24 protein-coding genes, 1 tRNA gene and 1 other RNA gene are annotated in these 25,851 nt (G+C 41.1%); 8 read left to right on the top strand and 18 right to left on the bottom strand.

The window, feature by feature from the left end:
- Nucleotides 1-42 precede the first annotated feature (42 nt).
- The 5 genes from uvrB to bioB all read right to left on the bottom strand — a co-directional run bounded on the left by uvrB (nt 43) and on the right by bioB (nt 6,279).
- On the bottom strand, nt 43-2,061 hold the full coding sequence (gene uvrB / locus PROVALCAL_RS15070) for an excinuclease ABC subunit UvrB (RefSeq protein WP_006660182.1): 2,019 nt from the start codon (nt 2,059-2,061) through the stop codon (nt 43-45).
- Between the two features lie 614 nt (nt 2,062-2,675).
- Complete coding sequence (gene bioD, locus PROVALCAL_RS15075; RefSeq protein ID WP_006660183.1) at nt 2,676-3,350, bottom strand: dethiobiotin synthase; 675 nt, start codon at nt 3,348-3,350, stop codon at nt 2,676-2,678.
- Nucleotides 3,343-4,158 (bottom strand): malonyl-ACP O-methyltransferase BioC, encoded by an 816-nt coding sequence (bioC, locus tag PROVALCAL_RS15080; RefSeq protein ID WP_006660184.1) that lies wholly within the window; start codon nt 4,156-4,158, stop codon nt 3,343-3,345. Before bioC ends, bioD begins: the two co-directional genes overlap by 8 nt.
- Nucleotides 4,136-5,293, bottom strand: a complete 1,158-nt coding sequence (bioF, locus tag PROVALCAL_RS15085; protein ID WP_006660185.1) for an 8-amino-7-oxononanoate synthase — start codon at nt 5,291-5,293, stop codon at nt 4,136-4,138. Before bioF ends, bioC begins: the two co-directional genes overlap by 23 nt.
- The gene (gene bioB, locus PROVALCAL_RS15090; RefSeq protein ID WP_048654629.1) at nt 5,293-6,279 is read right to left on the bottom strand and encodes a biotin synthase BioB; all 987 of its coding nucleotides are present in this window, start codon (nt 6,277-6,279) and stop codon (nt 5,293-5,295) included. The genes bioF and bioB overlap by 1 nt, the downstream gene beginning before the upstream one ends.
- 159 nt (nt 6,280-6,438) lie before the next feature.
- On the opposite strand from bioB, the gene bioA reads away from it, so the two are divergent.
- A complete protein-coding gene (gene bioA, locus PROVALCAL_RS15095; RefSeq protein ID WP_006660187.1) occupies nt 6,439-7,710 on the top strand; it encodes an adenosylmethionine--8-amino-7-oxononanoate transaminase in 1,272 nt (423 codons plus the stop codon).
- A 47-nt stretch (nt 7,711-7,757) separates the two neighbouring features.
- On the opposite strand, the gene pgl is transcribed toward bioA, so the two are convergent.
- Entirely contained in the window at nt 7,758-8,738 is a 981-nt protein-coding gene (gene pgl / locus PROVALCAL_RS15100) for a 6-phosphogluconolactonase (protein WP_006660188.1), read from the bottom strand.
- A gap of 176 nt (nt 8,739-8,914) precedes the next feature.
- On the opposite strand from pgl, the gene PROVALCAL_RS15105 reads away from it, so the two are divergent.
- The gene (locus PROVALCAL_RS15105; protein ID WP_006662294.1) at nt 8,915-9,733 is read left to right on the top strand and encodes a pyridoxal phosphatase; all 819 of its coding nucleotides are present in this window, start codon (nt 8,915-8,917) and stop codon (nt 9,731-9,733) included.
- Between the two features lie 114 nt (nt 9,734-9,847).
- On the opposite strand, the gene modC is transcribed toward PROVALCAL_RS15105, so the two are convergent.
- The 6 genes from modC to PROVALCAL_RS19360 form a co-directional block, all read right to left on the bottom strand.
- Nucleotides 9,848-10,930 (bottom strand): molybdenum ABC transporter ATP-binding protein ModC, encoded by a 1,083-nt coding sequence (gene modC, locus PROVALCAL_RS15110; protein WP_006660190.1) that lies wholly within the window; start codon nt 10,928-10,930, stop codon nt 9,848-9,850.
- A 1-nt stretch (nt 10,931) separates the two neighbouring features.
- Nucleotides 10,932-11,621, bottom strand: a complete 690-nt coding sequence (gene modB, locus PROVALCAL_RS15115; RefSeq protein WP_006660191.1) for a molybdate ABC transporter permease subunit — start codon at nt 11,619-11,621, stop codon at nt 10,932-10,934.
- A gap of 22 nt (nt 11,622-11,643) precedes the next feature.
- Entirely contained in the window at nt 11,644-12,420 is a 777-nt protein-coding gene (gene modA, locus PROVALCAL_RS15120; protein WP_006660192.1) for a molybdate ABC transporter substrate-binding protein, read from the bottom strand.
- Between the two features lie 190 nt (nt 12,421-12,610).
- A complete protein-coding gene (locus PROVALCAL_RS15125; RefSeq protein WP_006660193.1) occupies nt 12,611-13,396 on the bottom strand; it encodes a surface-adhesin E family protein in 786 nt (261 codons plus the stop codon).
- Nucleotides 13,393-13,998, bottom strand: coding sequence for a hypothetical protein (locus PROVALCAL_RS15130; RefSeq protein WP_006660194.1), 606 nt, complete (start codon nt 13,996-13,998; stop codon nt 13,393-13,395). Before PROVALCAL_RS15130 ends, PROVALCAL_RS15125 begins: the two co-directional genes overlap by 4 nt.
- A gap of 291 nt (nt 13,999-14,289) precedes the next feature.
- Complete coding sequence (locus PROVALCAL_RS19360; protein ID WP_006662296.1) at nt 14,290-14,445, bottom strand: AcrZ family multidrug efflux pump-associated protein; 156 nt, start codon at nt 14,443-14,445, stop codon at nt 14,290-14,292.
- Between the two features lie 192 nt (nt 14,446-14,637).
- Here PROVALCAL_RS19360 and modE point away from each other — a divergent pair, with 192 nt between their 5' ends.
- The 5 genes from modE to PROVALCAL_RS15160 all read left to right on the top strand — a co-directional run bounded on the left by modE (nt 14,638) and on the right by PROVALCAL_RS15160 (nt 19,948).
- Entirely contained in the window at nt 14,638-15,426 is a 789-nt protein-coding gene (gene modE / locus PROVALCAL_RS15140; RefSeq protein ID WP_006660197.1) for a molybdenum-dependent transcriptional regulator, read from the top strand.
- A gap of 133 nt (nt 15,427-15,559) precedes the next feature.
- Nucleotides 15,560-17,029: a molybdate ABC transporter ATP-binding protein ModF gene (gene modF / locus PROVALCAL_RS15145; RefSeq protein ID WP_006660198.1), complete on the top strand. Its 1,470-nt coding sequence runs from the start codon at nt 15,560-15,562 to the stop codon at nt 17,027-17,029.
- A 214-nt stretch (nt 17,030-17,243) separates the two neighbouring features.
- Entirely contained in the window at nt 17,244-18,074 is an 831-nt protein-coding gene (locus PROVALCAL_RS15150; protein ID WP_006660199.1) for a CPBP family intramembrane glutamic endopeptidase, read from the top strand.
- A gap of 180 nt (nt 18,075-18,254) precedes the next feature.
- Nucleotides 18,255-19,007 carry a 2,3-diphosphoglycerate-dependent phosphoglycerate mutase gene (gpmA, locus tag PROVALCAL_RS15155; RefSeq protein ID WP_006660200.1) on the top strand — a complete coding sequence of 251 codons (753 nt, stop codon included), beginning with the start codon at nt 18,255-18,257 and terminating at the stop codon, nt 19,005-19,007.
- A 185-nt stretch (nt 19,008-19,192) separates the two neighbouring features.
- Entirely contained in the window at nt 19,193-19,948 is a 756-nt protein-coding gene (locus PROVALCAL_RS15160; RefSeq protein ID WP_006660201.1) for a hypothetical protein, read from the top strand.
- 47 nt (nt 19,949-19,995) lie between these two features.
- Here PROVALCAL_RS15160 and PROVALCAL_RS15165 read toward each other — a convergent pair whose 3' ends face one another.
- The 4 genes from PROVALCAL_RS15165 to nadA all read right to left on the bottom strand — a co-directional run bounded on the left by PROVALCAL_RS15165 (nt 19,996) and on the right by nadA (nt 24,419).
- Nucleotides 19,996-20,964, bottom strand: coding sequence for a hypothetical protein (locus PROVALCAL_RS15165; protein ID WP_006660202.1), 969 nt, complete (start codon nt 20,962-20,964; stop codon nt 19,996-19,998).
- A gap of 197 nt (nt 20,965-21,161) precedes the next feature.
- Nucleotides 21,162-22,217: a 3-deoxy-7-phosphoheptulonate synthase AroG gene (gene aroG / locus PROVALCAL_RS15170; protein ID WP_006660203.1), complete on the bottom strand. Its 1,056-nt coding sequence runs from the start codon at nt 22,215-22,217 to the stop codon at nt 21,162-21,164.
- A gap of 343 nt (nt 22,218-22,560) precedes the next feature.
- On the bottom strand, nt 22,561-23,283 hold the full coding sequence (gene pnuC, locus PROVALCAL_RS15175; RefSeq protein ID WP_006660204.1) for a nicotinamide riboside transporter PnuC: 723 nt from the start codon (nt 23,281-23,283) through the stop codon (nt 22,561-22,563).
- 95 nt (nt 23,284-23,378) lie between these two features.
- The gene (gene nadA / locus PROVALCAL_RS15180; protein ID WP_006660205.1) at nt 23,379-24,419 is read right to left on the bottom strand and encodes a quinolinate synthase NadA; all 1,041 of its coding nucleotides are present in this window, start codon (nt 24,417-24,419) and stop codon (nt 23,379-23,381) included.
- Between the two features lie 238 nt (nt 24,420-24,657).
- On the opposite strand from nadA, the gene PROVALCAL_RS15185 reads away from it, so the two are divergent.
- The gene (locus PROVALCAL_RS15185; RefSeq protein WP_006660206.1) at nt 24,658-25,533 is read left to right on the top strand and encodes an aminoglycoside 6-adenylyltransferase; all 876 of its coding nucleotides are present in this window, start codon (nt 24,658-24,660) and stop codon (nt 25,531-25,533) included.
- A gap of 50 nt (nt 25,534-25,583) precedes the next feature.
- On the opposite strand, the gene PROVALCAL_RS19365 is transcribed toward PROVALCAL_RS15185, so the two are convergent.
- A non-coding RNA gene (locus PROVALCAL_RS19365) (RtT sRNA) lies at nt 25,584-25,712 on the bottom strand.
- A gap of 44 nt (nt 25,713-25,756) precedes the next feature.
- A tRNA-Lys gene (locus PROVALCAL_RS15190) sits at nt 25,757-25,832 on the bottom strand.
- Nucleotides 25,833-25,851 lie beyond the last annotated feature (19 nt).

Genomic DNA, 25,851 nt, shown 5'->3' on the forward strand with positions numbered 1-25,851 from the left:
CTCAGCAAAATACTGAGCGCTGCCTTTACAATTTATTGTTAATTACGAATTGGCGATAAATTGGTTACGTAGAATTTGTAATTCATCACGCACCCGTGCAGCTGCCTCGAATTCCAAATCTTGCGCATGCTTATACATTTGCGATTCTAATTGAGAAATACGCTGTTCCAACTCTTTGGTTGACATGGATTGCACATTCAGTGCAGATTCATCTTTAATACTTTCTTTACTGCGTCCCTTGCCTTTACCACCCACTTTATGACCAATTTGTAGGATATCCCCTACTTTCTTATTTAAGCCTTGAGGAATAATGCCGTGAGCTTCGTTAAACGCCATCTGTTTCGCGCGACGTCGTTCAGTTTCGGCAATGGCTTTCCCCATCGAGTTAGTGATTCTGTCTCCATACAGAATCGCTTTACCATTCAAGTTACGTGCCGCACGACCAATGGTTTGAATCAATGAACGCTCTGAACGTAAGAAGCCTTCTTTGTCTGCATCAAGAATCGCAACCAGCGAAACTTCAGGCATATCCAAACCTTCTCGCAGTAAGTTGATTCCCACTAGCACATCAAATTCGCCAAGACGCAAATCACGAATAATTTCGACACGCTCGACGGTATCAATATCCGAGTGCAAGTAACGTACACGCTCCCCATGCTCTTCTAAATATTCAGTAAGATCTTCCGCCATTCGTTTGGTTAATGTGGTCACCAATACGCGTTCCTGTTTTTGGACACGAATACGAATTTCAGAGAGTAAATCATCCACTTGAGTCGCTACTGGGCGCACTTCAATAAGAGGGTCAAGGAGTCCTGTTGGTCTCACTACCTGCTCAATGACTTCCTGCCCTGATTTATCCAACTCATAGTTACCAGGCGTTGCAGAGACATAGATAGTTTGCGGCGCCAAAGCTTCAAATTCTTCAAAGCGCATAGGACGGTTATCTAACGCGGAGGGAAGTCGGAAACCGTATTCTACTAATGTTTCTTTACGCGACCGGTCCCCTTTGTACATAGCGCCTATTTGCGGAATAGTCACATGGGACTCATCCACCACCAATAAACCATCCGCGGGTAAATAGTCAAATAATGTCGGAGGTGGTTCACCTGGTGCTCGACCCGATAAATAACGTGAGTAGTTTTCAATTCCCGAGCAATACCCCAGCTCACTCATCATTTCTAAATCAAACTGAGTTCGCTGAGTAATTCGCTGTTCTTCTAATAATTTATTATTTTCTAACAGCACTCTGCGCCTGTCCGCTAGCTCAACCTTGATATTCTCCATCGCTTCCAGAATACGCTCTCTTGGCGTTACATAGTGCGTTTTAGGGTATACGGTAAAACGAGGAACACGATGTTGAATCGCCCCTGTTAATGGGTCAAATAGCGATAAACGCTCGACTTCTTCATCAAAGAGCTCGACTCGCAGTGCATATTCATCGGATTCAGCAGGGAAAATATCAATCACTTCACCGCGAACTCGGAATGTTCCTCGCGTAAACGCTTGGTCATTGCGGGTATATTGCAGGTCAGCAAGGCGGCGCAAAATAGAACGTTGGTCGATAATCATGCCATCAGTCAGATGCAGCATCATTTTCAAGTAGCTATCGGGGTCACCCAATCCATAAATTGCCGACACCGATGCCACAACAATGACATCACGACGTTCAAGCAAGGCTTTTGTTGCAGACAAACGCATTTGTTCAATATGTTCGTTTACTGAAGCATCTTTTTCAATAAAGGTATCTGAGCTGGGGACATAGGCTTCTGGTTGATAATAATCGTAATAAGAAACGAAATATTCCACTGCATTTTCAGGGAAGAAGGCTTTCATTTCGCTATATAGCTGCGCTGCCAATGTTTTATTATGCGCCATCAACATGGTTGGGCGATTTTCTTGAGCGATAACATTAGCAATCGTAAACGTTTTACCTGACCCCGTAACCCCTAGTAAGGTTTGATGAGCAAGTCCATCTTCTAACCCTTCTCTTAATTTACGAATCGCCTCGGGCTGATCACCCGCAGGCTGGAAATCAGAATACAGTTTAAAATCCTTGCTCATAGTTATGCCTCTTTAATAATCTCTTGCCTATGATACTGGATAAAAAACCAGCTTCAAGTGCTGAAGATAAATTTCCTTTTTATGAGGTTGAAATCTATTTACGAAAATGTTATCCCCAAAATAAAACTTGACCTTTTTAAAACCAGATATTTTATGCTTTTGGGTTTTTTAGCTTTAACGCAAATCTAAACAGAACGCTTGATTTTACTTAATTATTTGTATTTAAAAGAAATTTCATAAAAGCCCAGAATCACATCAAATAAAGGCAAAGCCGCTTGTCACCTAGCATCACAATGGTTTTTGAATGTTAATTCACAAGGTTATCCACAGAAATAGTGGATAACTCTGGGAGCCCTTCCCCCTCATGCATTCCCGTAACGTGCTCATTTTGCCATTTACCCATGAAATGACAGAAATATGGCGAAATGATGAAAGTATTTTTGCTCTCTATTCGTGACAAAAGAAATATTTTCTGTTTTTTTACGGAAACTACTTAGTATTTTCCCTATGAAACTTGACAAAAAAAGGATCATTAACGTTAAAAAAGATCGTTAAAAACACAAAAAAAAGAGTCCTCCCCCTAGAACAAACTGCCTAGAGGGTTTTCGCGGAAATTAAAGTCCATAAAGATCTAAATATTGACCTAAAGACGCCGTTGATTGGTCTTCAATATAAGGAATGATCCCCAAGCAGGGCGCTTCGATCATACGTTTAAGTGCAGCGAGATATTCGTGTTGATAAGTGCCCGCAGGCTGGACTTCATTGGCAATCCATCCCACTAAAGATAACCCTGCGGCTTGTATCGCTTGTGCAGTGAGTACGGCATGATTGATGCATCCTAATTTCACTCCTACCACGAGGATCACTGGTAATTGCTGCTCTACTACCCAATCTGCGTAAGTTTTCTCAGTCGAAAGCGGTGTATACCATCCTCCTGCACCTTCGACTAATACCCACTCAGCATATTCTTGTAGCTGCTTTAACCCGCGAGTCATCACTGAAAATTCAATCGGGGTACCTGTTTTTTCACTCACAATATGTGGTGAAGTTGGTGCTTCAAAAATGATGGGATTGATTTGCTCATAGGGTACTTTGACGCTGCTATTTGCCTGAAGCTGTAATGCATCACTATTACGCAAACCGTCTAGCGTCATTTCGCTTCCTGAAGCAACAGGCTTATACCCCACCGTCTTCAATCCTTGAAGATTTGCAGCTTGTAATAATGCACAACTCGACATCGTCTTACCGATTTCGGTATCCGTTCCGGTTACAAAATACGTTTTAGTCACGATACATAATTCCAAATACAGTTTGATAGGTTAATGGCAATCCTTTATCCGCCATTGGGTACACCGCGCTTAATCGCTGCAAACGCTGGCGCGTCATCAGCCCTGCTTGGCGTCCTGCGGTTAAATGAGTTGCACCAATACCTTTCACTGAATTGAGTAATTCAATGAGATTAGAAAAATAGAGCGTGTCTGCTTGTTGATAAAGCTGGCAACGCCATGATTGGCAGTCTTCAACAATCTGTGAATAGGCGAGAAAACGGTTAACATGGGGGTCATCATCAAGGGTTTGCCAAGCTTGGGCTAGCTCCCCTAAAGAGTGCTCCGCTAATGTGGTAAATCCCACTACGCCACCCGGCTTTGTTACACGATACAACTCGCTGAGTGCATGAGGTAAATTCTGGCACCATTGGATAGCCAAATTTGAAAATACCCAATCAAACGAGGCATCCGCAAAAGGAAGCGCATCCATATCCCCACAGACGTATCGATGTGCGGCTTGTTTATTTTTTGCCACCTCCAGCATACCGACAGAGAGATCAAGCGCAGTCACATAAGCACCACGCGCTTGGAGTATTTGGCTAAAAAATCCCGTACCGCATCCAGCATCTAGTACCTGAAGAGGTTCTAAGGGTATTTCTGCTAAAGCGTGATCCTCAATGAAACCCAATAACTGTTTACCACTATTTTGTTGGTAATTGGCTAATGCATCGTAGCGTGGTGCAGCTCGTCCAAATGCGGTGGCAATTTTGGTTTTTTCTCGAAGATTTTGTGACGCTTTATTCTCGTCATGACACAAAGACAAACTCATTGAGCGCCTCCAATAATTTGTCGATATCCCTTTGCTGATGAGCAGCACTTAATGTGATTCGCAACCTGGCACTGCCTGGAGGAACGGTTGGTGGTCTAATCGCCTGAACCCAAATCCCTTTTTCACGTAAAAATTGTGACAATTGCAGGCTTTTTTGGTTATCACCCACGATGAGTGGCTGAATTGCCGTATTAGAGTCCACCAGCTGCATATCCGGTAAATTGAGTTGACGTCTAAAATAGCGAATGTTGTTCTGCAACTGACACCGTTGAGCATCAGCTTGCTGGATTTGTTCCACCGCTGCTGAGATAGCCACAGCTTGCGCGGGTGGCATTGACGTGCTGTAAATAAGATGACGAGCTGCTTGAATAAGAAAATCGGCGGTCTGCTCATCGCACAGGACTGCCGCGCCACTCACACCAACTGCTTTGCCAAACGTTGCAACCAAAATATCAGGCTTAATACCATAGTCATCACAGCTGCCGCGACCTTGAGCACCACAGATACCGAGTCCATGGGCATCATCCACCATCAACCATGCATTATGGGAATGTGCTACCGTTTGTAATTTATCCAGTGGTGCGCTGTCCCCATCCATACTAAAGACCCCTTCAGTGACCACTAAAGTTTTCGATGAATGGGGTTTGCTAATTAATTTTTCTAGGGAATCAACACTATTGTGACTAAAACGCCGCAACTGTGCTTGGGAGTGAATCGCTCCTTCAAGGAGAGAAGCATGGCTGAGCCTATCGGCTAAAATACGATCTTCCGCCGTCATTAAGGCAGTAATAAGTGCATGATTCGCCGCAAAGCCTGAAATAAACAGAATCGCGCGAGGATACCCCAACCAGTCAGCTAATTTTTGCTCTGCATCTTGGTGCGCTTGAGTGAAGCCCGTGATATGCCCTGAGCCGCCACTGCCCACACCGTAGATCTGTGCACCTTGCTGCCATGCACGAATAATCTCAGGGTGTTGGCTCAATCCTAGATAGTCATTTGAAGAAAAATTAAGGTAATTTTTCCCTTGATAATCTACTGTCCTACCAGAACTTTTTTCAATACAGCGGCGTTCGCGCCATGCAGAAGCGTCTTTACGCTTCTGCAATTGATCGCCAATAAACGATTGCCAGCTCATTAGACTGCCGCATTATAGAACTGATTGTTATCCGCGGTTAACAGGGTTTCAGCCAGTTTAACCGCCTGCACATTATCACCCTCATGGGTTTCAATACGCTCAGGATTAATATTCAGTTTTTTAAACAGTGCGATATCTTTATTTTCATCAGGGTTTGGCGTCGTTAACAGTTTGCAACCGTAGAAAACAGAGTTTGCACCCGCCATAAAACACAGAGCCTGAGTCTGTTCATTCATATGCTCGCGCCCAGCAGATAGACGTACATAAGAACTTGGCATCATGATCCGTGCTACCGCAATCGTACGGATAAAATCAAATGGGTCTACATCCTCATTATCCGCCATTGGCGTGCCTTCGACTTTCATCAGCATATTGATTGGCACACTTTCCGGTGGTTTTGGAAGATTTGCCAATTGCACTAACAGTGCAGCGCGATCACTGACTTTTTCACCTAAACCTAAGATACCGCCTGAGCAAACCTTAATTCCGGCATTACGCACATTATCTAACGTATCTAAACGGTCTTGATAAGTCCGTGTGGTAATGATGTTGCCATAATATTCCGGCGAGGTATCTAGGTTATGGTTATAGTAATCCAGCCCTGCATCCGCTAAACGACCGGCTTGTGAATCATCAATCATGCCGAGAGTCATACAAGTTTCCATTCCAAGCGCTTTAACTTCTTTGACCATCATCTCCAAATACGGCATATCGCGCTCTTTTGGATTACGCCATGCAGCGCCCATACAAAAACGCGTTGAACCTGCATTTTTGGCTTTTTTTGCCGATTCAACGACCTGCTGAACTTCCATCAAACGCTCAGTTTCTAAACCTGTTTTATATCGCGCACTCTGAGCGCAATACTTACAATCTTCAGGACAAGCCCCTGTTTTGATTGACAACAATGTACTCACTTGCACTTGTTGCGGGTCAAAATGTTGGCGATGTACTTGCTGTGCTTGAAATAACAATTCAAAAAATGGCATTGAAAACAGTTCATTAGCTTGTTTTATTGTCCAGTTTTTTACTGAGCATTGTTTTAATTGGCTCACAGGATCTCTCCAGTTGAAAAAGTTGTTGCCAGTTTAAATATTGCGATTATCATGTCAACTAAATGATCTAAAAAAAGTTGACGATAAAGAAAGATGGACAGTTGTGATATTGCTTTTGACACCAAACATATTTGGCACCCATACACCTCAATGAGCCACCCGATTCCAGCCTACCCAATCGTTGCCGCAGAAGGCGCTGAGCTCATTATGGAGGATGGAAAAAGATTGATTGATGGAATGTCGTCATGGTGGTCAACACTGCATGGTTATAATCACCCAGTGTTGAATCAAGCTGTCATTGAGCAGCTTGGTAAAATGTCCCACGTGATGTTCGGTGGTATTACTCATCCACCCGCCATTGCACTATGTAAACAACTCGTCGAGATAACGCCAGAGCCATTAGAATGCGTTTTTCTTGCTGATTCAGGCTCAGTTGCTGTCGAAGTTTCCCTCAAAATGGCATTGCAATACTGGCAAGCGCGTGGAGAGAAACGTCAACGTATTCTCACACTACGCCATGGTTACCATGGCGATACCTTTGGAGCGATGGCGGTTTGTGATCCTGATAACTCCATGCACGGTTTATACAAAGGCTACTTGCCACCTCATATTTTTGTGGATGCACCACAATGTGCTTTTCATGATGAATGGAATGAGAGCGATCTTCAGCCACACAAACAACAACTTGCTAAAAATCATCGGGATATTGCCGCGATCATCCTCGAACCTATCGTTCAAGGTGCGGGAGGTATGCGATTTTATCACCCTAATTATCTCAAAGGCGTACGCGAGCTATGTGATCATTATGGTTTGTTGCTGATCGCAGATGAAATCGCCACGGGCTTTGGTCGTACAGGAAAATTATTTGCTTGCCAACATGCGGGCATTTCACCTGACATCATGTGCTTAGGTAAAGGTTTAACGGGGGGATATATGACGCTTTCTGCGACCATCGCGACCCGCCATGTTGCAGAGACAATTAGTAACGGGGAAGCCGGCTGTTTTATGCATGGTCCAACTTTTATGGGGAACCCATTAGCGTGCGCCGTCGCCAATGCCAGTGTAAAATTATTACTTGAAAGCCCATGGCAAAAAACCGTTGAAAAAATTGAGGAACAACTAAAAACAGAATTACTGCCTCTAGCCCATTATCCTTCTGTTCATGATGTAAGAGTGCTCGGAACGATTGGTGTCATTGAAATGAAACATCCCGTCAACACAGCTGAATTGCAGAAAATTTTTGTCGCAGAAGGCGTGTGGGTGCGTCCATTTGGCAAACTCATTTATGTTATGCCACCGTATATTATTAAACCCGACCAGCTGAGTAAAATTACCCAAGCAATGGAAAAGGTGCTCACGGCGTAACGAAACATGTCGCTGAGCAATCCACTCAGCGACATCGTCATCAACCGTTAACGGAAGGTGACCCACATACAGCCCGCGGACGCTTTATAGCGTGCTAGTTCCGTCAATTCCCCCGTTATCTGATCAATTTTTGATACTGAAATATGATCGGATTTTTGCCCACTCGCCACTAAGAAACAACCGGTTGGATCAATATTAAATCCTCGCGGTTGCGCCTCTGTTGGGTAGCGTTCTACCAAGCTTAATTCTCGCCCATTATCTGAAACTTGATAGTGGCTTAAATAACTTTCTGAACGCTCACTCGCATACAAATGACGACCGTCTGGTGTGATATGAATATCTGCCGCCCAACGTTGGCTTTGATTGCCCGCAGGGTACAGTGCGACATTCTGCATTTCACGGTAACGTGTAAATTTATGATAAACGTTAATCGTTGAATCTAACTCATTAAGGCAGTAGATCACGCTCTTATTCGGGTGTAAGGCTAAATGGCGTGGACCTGCCTTCGATGCAGTTGTAATTTGATCTGCCGTGGCTTCGGTTAAATAACCATTTTCTGCCAGATTAAATAAACGGATGTGATCTTCACCTAAACATGGCACCCAAAGTTGCTGATTATCCGCATCCATATGCGATGAATGTGGATGACGTAGCCCTTCAATCACTTGAATAGGCGCACCAGCAACCCCATCACAACCAATCGGCAACACCGCTAAGTTATGCTGATGATATGAAGGGACAAATAAAAATTTACCACTGTTATCCAGCGATAAATGCACCGGTTTACCTGGTACGCTAGTTTGTGCTTTAAAACGTAGTGTGCCTTGAGGTTCAATGTCATAAGTCACTACACTCAGATGAGGCCCCACCCCAATATACAACTGCTTTTTGTCGTGACTAACCACCATTGGCTGCACTTGTCCCGGTGTACTCACAGTTTGCAGTAGTGAAAGTTCTCCAGTCTGATTCATTGCCCAAACGTGAATTTGTTGGCTTTCTGGGCTGGCAACATAAACAACCTGATCCATCCTGACTCCTTGATTGATAGTAAAAACAGCAGCATGAAATAATGGATTGACTATACCGAAAAAAAATCAAATTACCGCTAAAAACCGCCTCCGCACAGTTTAATGTATAAACACTAATCAACTTCAGTTATCATAAAGCCCTAAAATGAATCCGAAAAAATCTGATGGAGTCGTTTATGTCATACCGTGTTATTGCCCTCGATCTCGATGGAACGCTACTTGATCACCAGAAAAAAATTCTGCCTGAATCCCTAGAAGTGCTAAATGAAGCCCGTCGACAAGGGGTTAAAGTCATTATTGTGACAGGTCGTCACCATGTGGCCATTCATCCGTTTTATCAGACCCTTGACTTAGATACCCCTGCCATCTGCTGTAACGGTACCTACCTGTATGACTATTTAGGCAAAAAAGTCCTTAAATCTAACCCAATGACGGTTGACTCCGCAGCCTTACTGATTGATAAACTGCGCGGTTCCGATATCCAACACTTAATGTATGTTGATAATGCCATGCTATACCACACCAAAACTGAAGGTGTGACTCGCACATTAAATTGGGCACAATCTTTGCCCCCAAATCAACGTCCAAACCTCGAGTTTATCGAAGATTTTGCTCATGCACTGAATAATTATGAGTCTATTTGGAAATTTGCGGTCACTTCACCGGATCACCAACGCCTACATGATGTTGTTCGTGAAATTGAGTCAGAATTAGACTTGGATTGCGAATGGTCGTGGGAAGATCAAGTGGATGTGGGTCGTAAAGGTAATAGCAAAGGTCAACGCCTGAAAGAATGGGTAGAATCCCAAGGTATGAGTATGAATGATGTAGTTGCTTTCGGCGATAATTTCAATGATTTAAGTATGCTCACAACGGCGGGTCTAGGTGTTGCCATGGGCAACGCTGTTGATGAAGTCAAGCAGCAAGCGAAATTAGTGACTCGCGTGAATACCGAACCTGGTATCGCCGAAGTCATTCGCAAATATGTTTTGTAAAACGACTCAATGTAAGGCTCTGAGTTATTCTTATTGCCGCTAGGCGACAAATTCACTCATCCCTAGGCATATACTTGTGTATATGACTAGGGCAAGTGAATGAAGTCAACAATGCTACGATGTGAAGAATGACGAGCCTTTAGAAAGAGAGATTGACTTAACCTGCGCAAATACCTTACGCCCTTTACGAATCGACAACTCATCCCTTGCCCAGCGCGTGATCCTCGCCCATAAATAGTGTTCATCGCCCAGATCTAACTTCACATCCACTTGCTCTCCATCCTCTATCCACTCCACCACTTCCGCTGACAGAATATTTCTAATACTACTTATCAACGGTTTTTCAAGCACTAAAGAGACATCGGATGCATCGATACGTAATCGTAAAGCGCTATTTTTATCAACATCAACACGGGGGATCCACAGCTTCTGAGTTCCCACCATAACAGCTGTCATTTGGTAGTCAGGATGCTGGCTGTGGACTTCTACATTCAATACACTACTCAAGGTTTCTTGCTGCAACCAAGGACGTAATGCGCTACTCGCCCATACATCCTCTAGCGGACCAAATGCTTTAACTTTACCCTGCGCCATCACAATCACTTTATCCGCCAAGCGCAAAATTTCATCCAGACTATGGCTAACATACAAAATCGGGATTTTAACGTCTTGCGATAATTTTTCTAAATAAGGCAGTAATTCTCGCTTACGCGGCAAATCGAGCGATGCTAGCGGCTCATCCATCAATAAAATTTCTGGCGCCGTTAATAATGCTCGCCCAATGGCAACTCGTTGTTTTTCTCCGCCAGAAAGCGTAATGGGGAAGCGATTAAGTAGCTTTTCAATACCCAGTAATTCAACTATGTCATCAAACTTATCTTTCATTTGCGGTGCCATACCGTAGCGCAAATTACTTTTAACCCGATAATGAGGAAATAGCCGAGCATCTTGGAAAACATACCCAATATGGCGTTTTTCGGGGGGTAAACAAATTCCCTTTTCAATATCCACCAGCGTACGTCCATTCAGAACAATACGCCCTTTGTTTGGTTTGGTTAATCCGCCAATGACGTTGATTAAGGATGTTTTACCCGCTCCAGATAAACCAAAAACGGCAGTAATACTTTCTGTCGGTAACTGGGTGTTAACTTCCATTTGTAAGTCACCCAATTTTTGAGAAAAATTCAGTTCTAACATATTAAGCTACCCCCAGACGCTTCTTGCCCCAACGGGTTAGCCATTCTGAAATTAATAACGAAATTAATGCTAAGACAATCGCAATAATACACAGACGCGCCGCATCCGTTTCTGCTCCGGGCGTTTCTATCAAGGTGTACATCGCTAATGGGATTGTCTGAGTTTCCCCCGGAATATTAGAAACAAACGTAATTGTTGCACCAAATTCCCCGAGAGAACGAGCAAACGCTAAGACAGTACCAACAATAATCCCGGGTAATGATAGTGGGATAGTAATAGTAAAAAATACCCTTAATGGATTAGCGCCAAGGGTTCGAGCGGCTTGTTCAAGTTTTTTATCTACCGCTTCGAGCGCTAAGCGAATAGCCCGAACCATGAGGGGGAATGCCACCACGGCTGATGCTAATGCCGCTCCTCGCCAACTAAATGTAAAACTGAAGCCAAACCAGTCATACAACCACTCGCCAATAAATCCACGCTTACCCATGCTGACTAACAGTAAATAGCCCACTACCACTGGCGGTAGCACCAGTGGCAAGTGGATGATACTGTCGAGCAATGTTTTGCCCGGAAAATGGCAGCGGACTAACACCCAAGCCATTAAAATACCAAGCGGTAAGCTAAATAGCACCGCCACACTGGAAACTTTTAAACTTAGGTAAATCGCTTCCCATTCATAAGGACTTAACATCTGCAACGATATGATCTCTTAGCTATTTTTGATTTGGAGTGAAACCGTAACGTTTAAATACTTCTGAAGCCGCTGGGGTTTTTAAGTATTCATAGTAATCACGGGTCGCTTTATTATCCTGATCTTTCACAATTCCCATTGGATATTCAACAGGTTTATGAGTATCCGCAGGGAAAATTCCGACTACTTTGACTTTCTGGCTTGCTACCGCATCAGAACCATATACGATGCCTAATGGCGCTTCTTGACGCTCAACTAACGCCATGCCACTGCGTACGTTATTTGTACGTGCCAATAACGGATCAACCGTTTCCCAAGCCCCTAAATAGGTCAACGCTTCTTTTGCATAAATACCGACAGGAACGTGGTCAGGGTCACCGACAGCTAACCGACCGCCATCTAACAATTTTTTCCAATCTGTCTGTTTATTGATTTCAACTTTATCAATTTTTGAATCTTTCGGTGCGATTAACACTAATTCGTTACCTAACAAGGTGTAACGCGTGTCTTTAACCATGAGATTTTTATCAATCGCAAAATCCATCCATTGCTGATCAGCAGAGATAAACATATTTGCTGGCGCACCTTGCTCAATTTGGCGGGCCAACGTTGAAGAAGATGCGTAAGACGCCACCACTTCCACATTCGTTTCTTTCTTATATTGCTCTGAAATTTCATTCAGGGCGTTTGTCAATGATGCAGCAGCGAAAACTGTAATTTTTTCAGCCGCGAAACTATTCCCTGCCATCGTCAGCGTTAACGTGGCACCAGCAACTAGAGATATCAAACCTTTTTTCATGTTAATCCACCATTGTATTATTCAACTCGCTATATATATCAAGATACAGCGTTAACTTAAAGTTAAACCATCCATAAAAGTGTGCTAGCTCAATAATTGGTGGATTTACGCACATATAACAATAATATCGACAGGAGGATAGACAACATTAGTATTTCTATTGCCTATCCAATCATAGTGACTAAAAAATTTATTTAACAACAGACTGACATTGCCGATCGTCAATTTCGAGGGATTCTGCAATAGAGCCTTTGATGTAAAAATCTAAATAGATAGCTTTAGGTTTTGCCATCCCAAACTTATTCATAAACAAATCACAGTGCCTTGCAACCTGCTGATGTTTAATTTCGTTATTGAACTTTTGCTGGAATGCTTCTTTTGTCATGTTATCCACTTGGTATGAAATATGAATAACATTGGCTTTCTTTTCTGCCCCTGTCACACTCAGCCAATCATTTATTTTTAGGGGACTTTGTTGATTTAAAACATCCACAAAAATATCCGTCGATTTATCAACATCGGCACGCATTTCGCACAACTTTTTCCAAAACATGCCATTAAAATTATTCTCCCCTGCGATTTCCCAATTGCTACTCGTCTCTGGGTAAGGAATATCTGGCTTACCCGTCGCATATGGGTTAGCAAAGAATCCGATTGGTCGCTCCGTATATTTATTGGTTTTTCTACAATCGTAAACATGCGTCGCTCTCATCGACTTCATTTTCACACCGCGGAACTCTTCTTCTTTTTTAAATGACGTCACGATATCGATCTGAACCAGATCAGGGTTACCTTTGTAGTAATGCGAATCTGGTTTCGCCATATACAAGTTGCTTGATTTCGTTTCAAACCACTTTACATATCCTGCGGGCAGCGCTGAAGATTGGAAATCGGATTGCGTTGAAGATTTACCGATATTTTGGCAACCCACGACGGTAAGGCAGGCAAATGACAGCATCATGAATTTAACTTTCATTTGATTAACCCTGATTCACGTAGATCCTTCTGATCGACTTTTCCTTGGATAGTACAAAATAGCGTCACTTTTTTGTCGCTATTAACTTCAATAATGAAAAGCTTTTCAGCCGATTCTTCATCAGGAGCCATATTTGACGCAGGTGAGTTATTTTTGAGCCATTTATCCGATACAGAATTACGATACATTGCGTTATATACGTAAGAATCATCTGAGACTTTAACTAAATCTATTTGTGGTGATAACGCTTTAATTACGTCATTAAAAGGCTGGTTTGTTTCAAATCCCCAAAAATAATATTCTCCCGTCGGTGCATTTGGTACAACACCCTTATATTTATTGAAGTCCGTATATTCTACTGAAAATTTTTCGAGTTTTAATTTACCGTCTTGTATTGAAATTGGCTTGATAAAAGCGTTGCCATCAATCATTTTTTGTTGATAAAATTCATTAAAAATCTGATTTAACTCTTTATTTTTACTGGCTTCTTTGAAAAAACCAGCATCACAATTCGATAATGATTTTACCAGTGCGGAGGCGCTCGCCGTATTAATACCTAATATCACTATCAATTGAATAAAAATCGCCATAAATAACTTCATAAAACCATCCTTTAAATAACATTTAATCTTCAAAAAATACTTATAATATTAATATAGTATGCGTTATAAATTTAATAAGTGAGAGCATCTATACACATTGGTTATATATATCGAATTAAATGAAATAATTACAGCAGAAATACATTTATCGTTGATAATTTTTGATGGGCTTCCCATAACAGCCTGTTGGCTATTATAAAGAATCATTTTTGGAGTGTTAAAAATGACTTGCCCCCCAACTACTCAGTAGTCAGAGGGCAATAATTAGCAAGAAAATAAATCTACAAGAGATTATTTGCTTTCTTCATGATGATGGTGATGTGGAACGTGCGCTTTAGACAATAAGTTAAAAAATGAACCTAAGCCATAGATCAGACCCATAATCAGCACCATGACAACTGGAACCATTAATAGGGCAAAGCCCAAACTTTTGATAAGTTCTAACATCGAAACCTCTTCAGTGATACTGTGCTCACCAGCATGCTGATACGCTGACGAGGAAAAAACCAATACAACGAAAATAATAACGCACAATAGCATTATATTGCATACTATTTTAGACAAATTATTATACTAGCAACATACTAAATGTGCTTTTTGTCTTTGCCGCCATAATCCTAGCTAGGGAGTTCGAATACAATGCAGGCCGAAATCTTACTTACATTGAAACTACAGGGAAATTTGTTTGCCGATCCTCGCCGAATTGCCCTATTGAAACAAATAAAAGCAACAGGTTCAATTAGCCAAGGCGCTAAACTTGCAGGGATCAGCTATAAAAGCGCTTGGGATGCCATCAATGAGATGAACCTGCTCACCGATGACATTCTCGTAGACAGGGCCACTGGAGGCAAAGGCGGCGGTGGGACGACCCTGACGCCCTACGGAGAAAGACTGATTCAGCTCTATGATTTACTGGGACAAATTCAGCAAAAAGCGTTTGATGTACTCAAAGATGATAGCCTACCACTGGATAGCTTATTAGCCGCCATTTCTCGCTTTTCACTACAAACCAGTGCCCGTAACCAATTTTTTGGCACCTTGATTGCTCGAGATCACAATCATGTATTGCAGCATGTTCAAGTCAAACTCGCCGATCAAAAAACCGTCATCAACGCAGCCCTGACCGAATCCAGCGCTAATCGTCTTGGCTTAGTTGAAGGAAAAGAAGTTCTCGCTCTCATTAAAGCCCCGTGGGTCAAATTAACGAAACAACCGAGCAAGACTCACTTTGATAACCAACTGAGCGGCGTCGTTTCAACCCTCGAAAGAGGACCAGAAAATAGCGAGATTCTCGTCACTTTATCGGGTGGTGAAACGCTTTGCTCCACCTTATCAAATCAAGAAGTTGATGCGCTAAAACTCGCAGTTAATGATCCAATAACTGCGCTATTTAATGCAGATCAAGTGATTATCGCTACACTTTGTTAGATTTTTAGGGATTAACACCCCAAATTCAGACCTTTTATTCGACTTTTTTAGCTTCCGTCCAGAGTGACTTATTGACTTTGCTTGTAAACCTGATTATTTGTGGTAACAGACAGGTCAATGATAAGGAAGCTAAATGAGCTCGATAACAATACAAAATGGGTGCTTTAAGCTGAGCGAGACTCAAACGCTCGATATTCCTCATCTCGAAATTCATTCGGGTGAAAGCTGGGCTTTTATTGGCGCAAATGGCAGTGGAAAATCATCGCTAGCCCGTGTGTTGTCTGGGGAGCTTCAATCTCTTTCAGGCATGATCAAAGTTGACTTTAAGTCGCCTATTCGCCTCTCTTTCGAGCAGCTTCAAAAGATTATTGCCCAAGAATGGCAACGTAATAATACCGATTTACTCAGCGAGGATGAAGACGACACAGGTTTTACCGCAGCTGAAATTATTCAACTTCATCATAAAGATAACGAACTGTGCTTAGAGCTCGCCGCTAAATTTGGTATTAGTGACTTACTGTCACGTCGATTTAAATATCTCTCGACGGGAGAAACCCGCAAAGTCTTGCTGTGCCAAACCTTAATGGGCTCACCCGATTTAGTGATCCTCGATGAACCCTTCGATGGTCTAGATATTTATTCCCGTCATAATCTTAGCGAGCTCCTGTTTGATCTTCATGAAAAAGGTCTCACATTAATATTGGTTCTCAATCGTTTTGATCAAATTCCTGATTTTATCGAACACCTAGGTGTAGTTGCTGACTGTAAGCTCACCTTGAGCGGAGATAGAGAGTCCGTGCTTGCTAACACATTAATTAGCCAGCTACAGCACAGTGAAAAAATCAAACAACTCACGATCCCTGAACAAGAAGACCCGACTCTTGATGATGGATTAGATCACGAAATACCACACATTATTTTGAATAATGGTGTTGTGAGCTATAACGATAAACCGATTTTACATGGCTTAAATTGGCAAGTTAACCCTGGTGAACATTGGCAGATCATTGGTGAAAATGGTGCAGGTAAATCCACATTATTGAGCCTGATCACCGGTGACCACCCTCAAGGTTATAGCAATGATTTAACCCTGTTTGGACGCCGCCGGGGTAGTGGAGAAACCATTTGGGATATTAAACGTCATATTGGCTATGTCAGTAACAGTATTCACCAAGAATATCGTGTGGCAACCAGCGTTCTCAACGTGATTATTTCTGGCTTTCATGATTCCATTGGTTTGTATCAAACCCCATCTGACCGCCAGATTCAGCTAGCGTATGAATGGTTAGCGCTACTTGGATTAGCACCACAAACGGCTCAACAACCCTTTCATAGCTTATCGTGGGGTCAGCAGCGATTAGTCCTCATTGCCCGAGCCTTAGTTAAACACCCTGCCTTGCTGATTCTTGATGAACCACTACAAGGACTCGATGGCTTAAATCGACTTCTTGTGTTGCGTTTCATCGATATCATGCTCAGCAAAGGGAATACCCAGCTGTTATTTGTTTCCCATCATCAGGAAGACGCCCCATCGTGTATTACACACCGGCTCAGATTTGTCCCTGAGGGTGAGAAATACCGTTACGAGATTGATAAAATTTAACGCTATGCTATATCGCTGATAAATAGAATATTCTGTTTTCAGCGATATTCAATCTAATGATTGAATATAAATATTAATAAACCAAAATTAACATATTGATTAATAAAAATTATTTTAGCCAAAATACAGAAATAACAATTTAAAATCGAAAATTAGCCAAATTTCCTTAAAATCTGCCGTTTTAATAATTTAAATATTTATATAGGTATTACTTATGGCTTGGTTAATGTTAGCCTCATCACTTGTCACACTCACCACACATCGATTTGTTTCATTGTTACTCTTGTTCATTGCCATCACCATCGCAGCATTCACTGGCATCATTCATTGGCAAGCACTGCTATTACTCGGCTTTATTACGGCTATTTGCATCATTCATTTGTACTACTCACACATTTCAATCCTAAAAATAGGCAGTGAAATCATCCTTGTTTCCTGCGCTATTGGACTATTGATTCATGCACTTCCAGGATTTAATAATCTAAAATATTTAGATAAAGCATTCGTTGGTGCACAAAGCGCATCATTTACGCTGTATTTTAACTTTGATAAAGCATTAATTCCTTTTATTTTGCTCGCTTGCTTACCCACTTTACTCGTCTCTAAACCGGTAAAAAATGCCTCTCGTCGCCAGTGGCTACTACTCATTATCGCGGTTCCTGTGCTACTCATTATCGCCACACTTGCAGGTGGTTTAGGCGTTGAATTTCATTTACCCACTTGGCTACCTGCATTTGTTATCAGTAATATACTGTTCGTTTCTTTCGCTGAAGAAGCACTATTTCGTGGATACCTACAACAACGTCTTACTCAATGGTCAGGCTCGCCTTATCTAGCATTGATACTCACGGCATTATTGTTTGGTGCTGCCCACTTTGCTGGAGGACCGTTATTAATCCTGTTTGCTACACTTGCAGGTCTGATTTATGGTCTTGCTTGGATGTGGAGCGGTAAATTATGGCTTGCTGTATCGTTTCACTTCGGGTTAAATTTAGTTCATCTGTTATTTTTTACTTATCCCATAAAAATGGTATCTGGGCAATAAACAGGCAATTTAGTCACTTTTACGCCAACGATTTTCATGTAAACGTACCTGCACTGGTGCATTTTTTGATTTGGCTTGGTGAAAACGTAAGTTGTTACTAGCGTTCGAGTTGACTATCCCTATAATGTAACTCAGCAATAATTCATTTTTAATTTGAATGTACTGATAGGAGTTTTAGCTATGGCTGTAACTAAACTGGTTTTAGTAAGACACGGTGAGAGTGAGTGGAACAAAGAAAACCGCTTCACCGGTTGGACTGATGTAGAACTGTCAGAAAAAGGTCGCGAAGAAGCAAAAAATGCAGGTCAACTGCTGAAAAAAGAAGGTTTTGTTTTTGATTTCGCTTATACCTCTGTTCTGAAACGTGCTATTCACACCTTATGGAACATTCTGGATCAAGTTGAACAGCAATGGCTGCCAGTTGAAAAAAGTTGGAAACTAAACGAACGTCACTACGGTGCACTGCAAGGTTTAGACAAATCAGAAACCGCAGCAAAATACGGCGATGAGCAAGTGAAACTGTGGCGCCGTGGCTTTGCTATCACGCCGCCAGATCTGACAAAAGATGATGAGCGTTTCCCTGGTCACGACCCACGCTACGCAAACTTAAAACCATCTGAACTGCCAGTTACTGAAAGTTTAGCAACGACTATCGACCGTGTTGTTCCTTACTGGGAAGAAGTGATTAAACCACGCGTTGAGAAAGGCGAGAAAGTGATCATCGCTGCACATGGTAACTCACTGCGTGCACTGGTTAAATACTTGGATAACATGGGTGAAGAAGAAATTTTGAACCTGAACATCCCAACAGCAGTGCCGCTGGTTTATGAATTTGATGAAAACATGAAACCAATCAAACACTACTATTTGGGCAACCAAGATGAAATCGCAGCGAAACAAGCAGCGGTAGCTAACCAAGGTAAAGCGAAGTAATCACTTACTTCATGTAAGACCTAAAGTGGTTAAATTGAGGGTTAAGCTAATGGCTTAGCCCTTTTTTATCACTATTTTCCCCATTTTACTGACTCGATCATAAAATCTATTCGCTTGGAGTGTCGAAAACGACAATAACCGACTATCATAGGCAAAATTTACTGAAAGGTTGATAAAACAAGATAATGAATAAATTTAATCTTTATGTCTGGGTTGGGTTGATCCTCAGCGCCAGTATTTTAGGTGCGCTCCTGTATATGTTACAAACCGGAGAAATGAGCCTTGAAGGGCCCGCGGGAAGTGCAAACCCTGAATTGATGAAAACATTGATGATCATAGCCTGTGTCAGCTTCCCACTGCAAATTGTGAGCATGATGGTACTCAACTATAAGCCGACATTTGCCATTGTCCTTGCCATTATCAGCAGTATTGCGTTAATGCCCATTACGATTGTCTTTGCGATGGGAATGATTTTTTCTGCTATTCGTTGGCGCTACCATCAACTGACCCCATTTGATACTACGATTAATGTACCTTTCGACATTAATATTCCAATGAACAAGCGCAACAATACTATCATGGTGTTTTCCATTGCTATTTTAGGTATCGTGCTGATTGTATTAAGTCAGAGCTTAGGAATGTTTTTATTTGTATTCGCCGTTTTCTTGGGTTTCTTTGGTAAAAAAGCCAGTTCTTCGACCTACCTAGCTATCAAGGATAACCATTTTTATATTCGTCCAAATATCTTTGCGTATTGTTATCGTATTCCTCTCAGTGATGTGTTCTACGTAAAAAGCCATAAAGGAAAGCTCTATTTCCATGTGAATGTACCTAATGAAAGACTGATATTAACCGCTCGCCCAGAGAACATCAGCGACACCGAATTTGAGCCCAAAGATCAATTAGGCTTACTTCTTAAGAAAATAGCCAAATTTCAGTAACGCCAAGAACCACTGCCAGCCAATCCTTTGGCAGTGGTTTATCGGTCTTAATTAACTTGAGGAATTTGTGGTATCAAACCTTTTATTGGCGCGACATCCATGACTGCCTTCTCAATAGCATTAGTGTCTATGACTTTAAATCCAGCAATAGCTACGGTTAAGTTTCCTGATATATCGTTACTGGTCATCTCAATAATATCAGGAAAATGCATAATAATTCTATTTTCTCGACTCAGTCCCAATAGCTGAAGTGCACTTTCTATTGCTTTATTTTCATCGATAATTAACTCTTTTTCTTCCTTTTGGTATTGTATTTTTATATCAAGCGATTCAATTTCATCTTGAGTTAGCTGTTCATTTGCTAAATTATACTCTAGATTAGCCAATGAAATATCTAACTCACTGAGATATTTTTCATTTCTATCGAGAGCACCAATGTAATCATAGCCATAGTAAATTTTATTATTCTCATCATAAACATTAAAAGAATATTCAATATGATTAAGAGAAGACCTCAAATCATCTAATGCATTGCTAAATGCAATATTAATTTTATCATATGCCTCAATTATTGAATAAATTTCAATATTCAAATTACGAAGGTTAACTTTATCCTTCCAAGTTAATTTTGGTACTAATTTCATTATGTTATCTATTTTTTTATTTTTACTAAAAATAGTATCTTTAATTTTCAAAAAATCTTCAGATGGAATTTTGCAGTTTTCAATTGTCATTGATAACTCTTGTAAATCATGAATTTCGTTGTTAAATGATGAATTAAAAACATTAAGTCCATTTTGATATTTTAACATAAACACTATGTTTTCATGAGAGACATCATAATAAATATCAGGATTTTCTGCTAATATTGCACTGAGTTCACCACTAATCAAACTCGTTTTTTTATTATATTCTTTATAGCTTTCATTTAATCTCTCCATTTTATTTTTTAATAAATCAAACTCATTAATTAAGTTTATTTTATGATTTATTTCATTTATTGTTTGTCTTTCCATTTTAAATCCTTTTATTTTAAATAAGCCAATTTATGTTAACATCAAAATTAAGTTATATTTAGATAAAAAATAAAACAAATTTATTTTTCATATTGTTAATTAATTTATTTTATAAACATGAATACTTCATAAAATGGACATTAAAAAGCCCACTCAGATTGTGAGTGGGCTACAATATATGACTAGAATAATTTAGATTATTTATTTCGACGAGCAATGACTGCTTCCGATAATTGGCGTAATACTTTTTCCGTATCATCCCAGCCAATACACGCATCTGTCACGCTCTTGCCGTACACTAAAGGTTCGCCTGATTCTAAATTCTGGTTACCTTCAACTAAGTGACTTTCGATCATCACGCCCGTAATTGAGCGATCACCTTGACTGAGCTGAGTGCTCACATCCGTCGCCACTTCCATCTGTTTTTCAAATTTCTTACTGCTATTAGCATGACTAAAATCAATCATAATGCTTGGGATTAACCCTGCGTTAATTAACCCTTCTCGTACAGCTTTAACATGTTCAGCACTGTAGTTTGGCTCTTTTCCACCACGCAGAATAATATGGCAATCAGGATTCCCGCTCGTATTCACAATGGCTGAATGCCCCCACTTAGTTACAGACAGGAAGCTATGTGCTGAACGTGCTGAATTAATTGCATCAATGGCAATTTTAATTGTCCCATCCGTTCCATTTTTAAAACCTACGGGACAAGACAAGCCTGATGCTAACTCACGATGAATTTGCGACTCGGTAGTTCGGGCTCCAATTGCCCCCCAACTCATCAAATCAGCTACATATTGCGGACTGATCACATCGAGAAACTCACCTGCTGTTGGTAAACCTTGGTCATTAATCGTTAACAGCAGCTCACGTGCAATACGTAACCCTTCGTTAATATCAAAGCTATGATCCATATGAGGATCATTAATAAGCCCTTTCCAACCGACGGTGGTGCGCGGTTTTTCAAAATACACACGCATCACGATTTCTAAGGAATCTTTTAGTTCTTCACGAATTTCTTTCAAACGCTCAGCATATTCCAACGCTGCTTTTGTATCGTGGATAGAACATGGACCAATAACAACGACAAGACGATCATCTTTTCCTACTAGGATATTATGAATAGCATGACGAGCTTCATGAACGGTAAACGCCGCTTTATCGGTTGCTGGAAATTTTTCGAGCAGTGCAATAGGGGGTAATAATTCTTTTATTTGTTTTACTCTGACGTCATCGTTCTGATAGTTCATACTGGTATATCCAATGTTTATTATTTTTCCTAAGGTTGAATTACATACCCTTTTGAGTCTCAATAGCTAACAATTAACTTAAAATGCGACAGGTATCGAATTTTCAATCTAACCGTTCCCTAGCCATCTGTAAACAGCCAAAATGGCAAGATAACCATCCATTATTTAAGTTCTGATTATAAAATGGGGTGAAACATTGATATTTAGCACAATTGCTAAATGATAGATGGGTTATACAGAGTAAAAATATACAGAAACGGCTAAACAACGATAATATTACTTTAGCCGTTTTTTGCATTTTTTCCTATCGAGCTGTATGTTCAAGCTACCTGTTCAAAAATACTTAATCGCGAGATAGTGCTCTTGAGCCATTTTGTTTTGCAGATTTGATCCACAACCGTGACCCATTTAACGCAATACCTAGCAATATTAAATATTCTAGGGACATAGCGTATACCCCTTGAATAAAGAAGATCACAACGCTAATTACGTTAATTACCACCCATAGCAACCAGTTTTCCACATATTTGCGGGTCATTAAAATCATCGCAACAACCGATAATACCGTCATAGTGGAATCCCAGAATGGGAAGGCATCTGGGTCAAGAATTGGCAATGTTAAATTAGCGCCAAATAGATTTAAGAGTTCAACCGCCCACGTTGCTAAACGACCAAAGACGACATCAATATTTAGCGTAAGAAAAATGATAGCCAAAATCGAAATTACCAGTGTCGTTAACGCTTTCGGCAAGCTTAACCAACGAATTTTCAATTCAGCTTCTTGAGCGCTCGACATTCGGCTCCAAGCATACCAACCATAAATATTGGCACCGAAGAAAAATACCTGTAAAAGTAAATTCGCGTATAACTGAATTTGGAAGAAAATGACTGCAAATAAGGTGACGTTAATCAGACCAAATAAGTAGTTAATGGTTTTTTCGAAACTTGCTAATAAAATACACAGTAAACCAGCCACTGTACCGACAGCTTCAATATACGAAAGATCATAAACAGAACCCCATAATGGGATCTGGATTAATGTATTTGCGGTGCTAAAAAACTCCATTCCTAAATCCTATTTATCATCAATAGTTAAAATAGCATTGCTCACCAATATCACAGGGTTAACTCATTTGAAATTAAACCCTAAATTTTTGTTTATTATTTTAGACTTTCTGCAAACTTTAACATTTTATCTAATGGCAAGAGCGCTTTTTCACGTAAATGCTCCTCTACATAAATTTGATTCGCACTGCCATCCCCTTCAAGGGCTTCTGTAATCGCTTGTAAGCCATTCATTGCCATCCAAGGACAATGAGCACATGTACGGCAAGTCGCGCCTTCACCGGCTGTTGGTGCGATGTACAACGACTTATCTGGGCATGCCTGCTGCATTTTGTAAAAAATCCCCTTATCCGTTGCCACTATCATCGATGGATTGGGTAAATTTTGTGCTGCTTTAATCAGTTGACTGGTCGAGCCAACAGCATCGGCTAAATCAACAATGGCTTGAGGTGATTCTGGGTGTACCAATACCGCGGCTTCTGGATACATGGCTTTCATTTTTTCCAGTGACTGAGTTTTAAACTCGTCATGAACGATACAAGCCCCCTGCCAACATAAAATATCTGCGCCAGTTTGTTGCTGGACATAACGACCTAAGTGTTTATCCGGTGCCCAAATGATCTTTTCACCAAGGCTATCTAAATGATCAATCAATTCTACCGCAATGCTGGAGGTCACAACCCAATCGGCACGCGCTTTAACCGCTGCGGAGGTATTGGCGTATACCACAACCGTCCTGTCTGGGTGCGCATCGCAAAAACGCGCAAATTCTTCATCCGGACAGCCAATATCTAGCGAGCATTGGGCCTCCAGCGTTGGCATCAAAATATTTTTTTCGGGGCTCAGGATCTTAGCGGTTTCGCCCATAAATCGAACACCAGCAACAAGGAGAGTTGAAGCATTATGTTTAGCGCCAAAGCGTGCCATTTCAAGAGAATCAGCCACGCAGCCCCCTGTTTCTTCAGCTAAAGCTTGAATTTCAGGATCGGTATAGTAATGCGCTACAATCACGGCGTTTTTTTCAACTAATAATTTCTTAATACGCTCACGATAAAACGCTTTTTGATCGGTATTCAACGGTGCTGGTTTTGGTGGAAAAGGATAAACAGCATGGTCAAAATCGATAAACTCGCTCATGTCTTGCCTCTGTTTAGCAGAAAGTTATTTTATGCCTAAAAAATTTCATAGAACCACTAATTCTGCATTTTTTGTTTTATATACTAAACAAGATACGCCAGTTTGGCTAAGATGTCTGCAAGGATTTCACCTAACGAGGGAATGATTTTACGTCCCCCCCCTTTCCACGATTTGTTTTTCGCTTTTCTCCTCATTTGTCGGTATCTTAGCGACTCCTGTTAACTCCAATAGGTCAGTTATGGAATCACCTGCAACGTTACTCAATAAAATAATTTCTATTTCATTACTCGAACCTAGAATCGACGCCGTCATACTCACGGGATCTAGAGGGAGAGAACTCAATATTGATAGCTATTCTGATATCGATATTGAACTCATTGGTCATGGTGTCACCGCACTTTTCCATGATAAAAAATGGATCAGCCTTATTGCCAATCCATTGATTGCATTACATTTAGAAAATGGTGGAGAAAATGAGCCTGAAAGCCCTACCTGCTTAGTGATTTATGAGGAAGGGCGCAAAGTCGATTTTACCTTTGCCGAGCCTTCACGATTACTCAATATGCAGCAACAAGGGTTAGATAGTACTTACTCACGCGGTTTTGTCGTGCTGTTAGACAAAACAGGCATTACCGATGCACTCTCAATACAGAACTCTAGTGCATTAAAACCAACACCATTGAGTGAGCAGCAATTCACCGAATTAGTAACTGATTTTTGGTTTGAAGCTCATCAAGTCGCGATTGCGTTAACGCGTAATGAGCTATGGGTTGCTTGGTCAAGAAGTACAGATATGAAACGCTTCTTTCTCAATCTACTCGAGCGAACTGTTGCTCATAGAGTACCACCACAAGATGTTTGGTATAACGGCAAACAATATCAGCAATGGATGCCTGAACGTATAGTCCAATCAACTGAAACGCTTTTCGACTGTGGAACTACACAAAAAGCAGCATTATCTCTACATTGCTTGATGGGTCATTTTATGGAAGCGATGACTGAGGCCATTGAACTGTTTGGTTATCAAGATAATCGAGCTGTAGGTTTAAAAGTGCAAGAAATCGTTATCGGGATCTTAAAGGATAATGAGTTAATCCCTGAAAACCTGGAATAAATGATATTGAGCTGGCGAGGGAATGCTGGTTTTTTAGATGGGGTTTGAAATGGTGGGTCGTGCAGGATGACTCGGGCTTTGCCCTCGCCCTTCGAGTCGTTGCGGCAAGCGCAACGCTGTCTCGCTTCGCTCGGCTCAAACCTGAACGCAGCTTCTCACCTGCACTCAACGTACAATATGCAAATGACAAAGTTGTTTTAATTGGGGAGTTTACTTGGTAGAATGGTGGGTCGTGCAGGATTCGAACCTGCGACCAATTGATTAAAAGTCAACTGCTCTACCAACTGAGCTAACGACCCATCTAATTTTTGATTTTCT

It is taken from the genome of Providencia alcalifaciens DSM 30120, from assembly GCF_000173415.1.
Classification (GTDB): Bacteria; Pseudomonadota; Gammaproteobacteria; order Enterobacterales; family Enterobacteriaceae; genus Providencia; species Providencia alcalifaciens.

Bases quoted from the DNA above. Each gene is read 5' to 3' on its own strand.
- uvrB (WP_006660182.1), bottom strand. From the start codon at position 2,061: ATGAGCAAGGATTTTAAACTGTATTCTGATTTCCAGCCTGCGGGTGAT.
- bioC (WP_006660184.1), bottom strand. From the start codon at position 4,158: ATGAGTTTGTCTTTGTGTCATGACGAGAATAAAGCGTCACAAAATCTT.
- bioF (WP_006660185.1), bottom strand. From the start codon at position 5,293: ATGAGCTGGCAATCGTTTATTGGCGATCAATTGCAGAAGCGTAAAGAC.
- bioB (WP_048654629.1), bottom strand. From the start codon at position 6,279: ATGCCATTTTTTGAATTGTTATTTCAAGCACAGCAAGTACATCGCCAA.
- bioA (WP_006660187.1), top strand. From the start codon at position 6,439: ATGGACAGTTGTGATATTGCTTTTGACACCAAACATATTTGGCACCCA.
- pgl (WP_006660188.1), bottom strand. From the start codon at position 8,738: ATGGATCAGGTTGTTTATGTTGCCAGCCCAGAAAGCCAACAAATTCAC.
- PROVALCAL_RS15105 (WP_006662294.1), top strand. From the start codon at position 8,915: ATGTCATACCGTGTTATTGCCCTCGATCTCGATGGAACGCTACTTGAT.
- modC (WP_006660190.1), bottom strand. From the start codon at position 10,930: ATGTTAGAACTGAATTTTTCTCAAAAATTGGGTGACTTACAAATGGAA.
- modB (WP_006660191.1), bottom strand. From the start codon at position 11,621: ATGTTAAGTCCTTATGAATGGGAAGCGATTTACCTAAGTTTAAAAGTT.
- modA (WP_006660192.1), bottom strand. From the start codon at position 12,420: ATGAAAAAAGGTTTGATATCTCTAGTTGCTGGTGCCACGTTAACGCTG.
- PROVALCAL_RS15125 (WP_006660193.1), bottom strand. From the start codon at position 13,396: ATGAAAGTTAAATTCATGATGCTGTCATTTGCCTGCCTTACCGTCGTG.
- PROVALCAL_RS15130 (WP_006660194.1), bottom strand. From the start codon at position 13,998: ATGAAGTTATTTATGGCGATTTTTATTCAATTGATAGTGATATTAGGT.
- PROVALCAL_RS19360 (WP_006662296.1), bottom strand. From the start codon at position 14,445: ATGTTAGAACTTATCAAAAGTTTGGGCTTTGCCCTATTAATGGTTCCA.
- modE (WP_006660197.1), top strand. From the start codon at position 14,638: ATGCAGGCCGAAATCTTACTTACATTGAAACTACAGGGAAATTTGTTT.
- modF (WP_006660198.1), top strand. From the start codon at position 15,560: ATGAGCTCGATAACAATACAAAATGGGTGCTTTAAGCTGAGCGAGACT.
- PROVALCAL_RS15150 (WP_006660199.1), top strand. From the start codon at position 17,244: ATGGCTTGGTTAATGTTAGCCTCATCACTTGTCACACTCACCACACAT.
- gpmA (WP_006660200.1), top strand. From the start codon at position 18,255: ATGGCTGTAACTAAACTGGTTTTAGTAAGACACGGTGAGAGTGAGTGG.
- PROVALCAL_RS15160 (WP_006660201.1), top strand. From the start codon at position 19,193: ATGAATAAATTTAATCTTTATGTCTGGGTTGGGTTGATCCTCAGCGCC.
- PROVALCAL_RS15165 (WP_006660202.1), bottom strand. From the start codon at position 20,964: ATGGAAAGACAAACAATAAATGAAATAAATCATAAAATAAACTTAATT.
- aroG (WP_006660203.1), bottom strand. From the start codon at position 22,217: ATGAACTATCAGAACGATGACGTCAGAGTAAAACAAATAAAAGAATTA.
- pnuC (WP_006660204.1), bottom strand. From the start codon at position 23,283: ATGGAGTTTTTTAGCACCGCAAATACATTAATCCAGATCCCATTATGG.
- nadA (WP_006660205.1), bottom strand. From the start codon at position 24,419: ATGAGCGAGTTTATCGATTTTGACCATGCTGTTTATCCTTTTCCACCA.
- PROVALCAL_RS15185 (WP_006660206.1), top strand. From the start codon at position 24,658: ATGGAATCACCTGCAACGTTACTCAATAAAATAATTTCTATTTCATTA.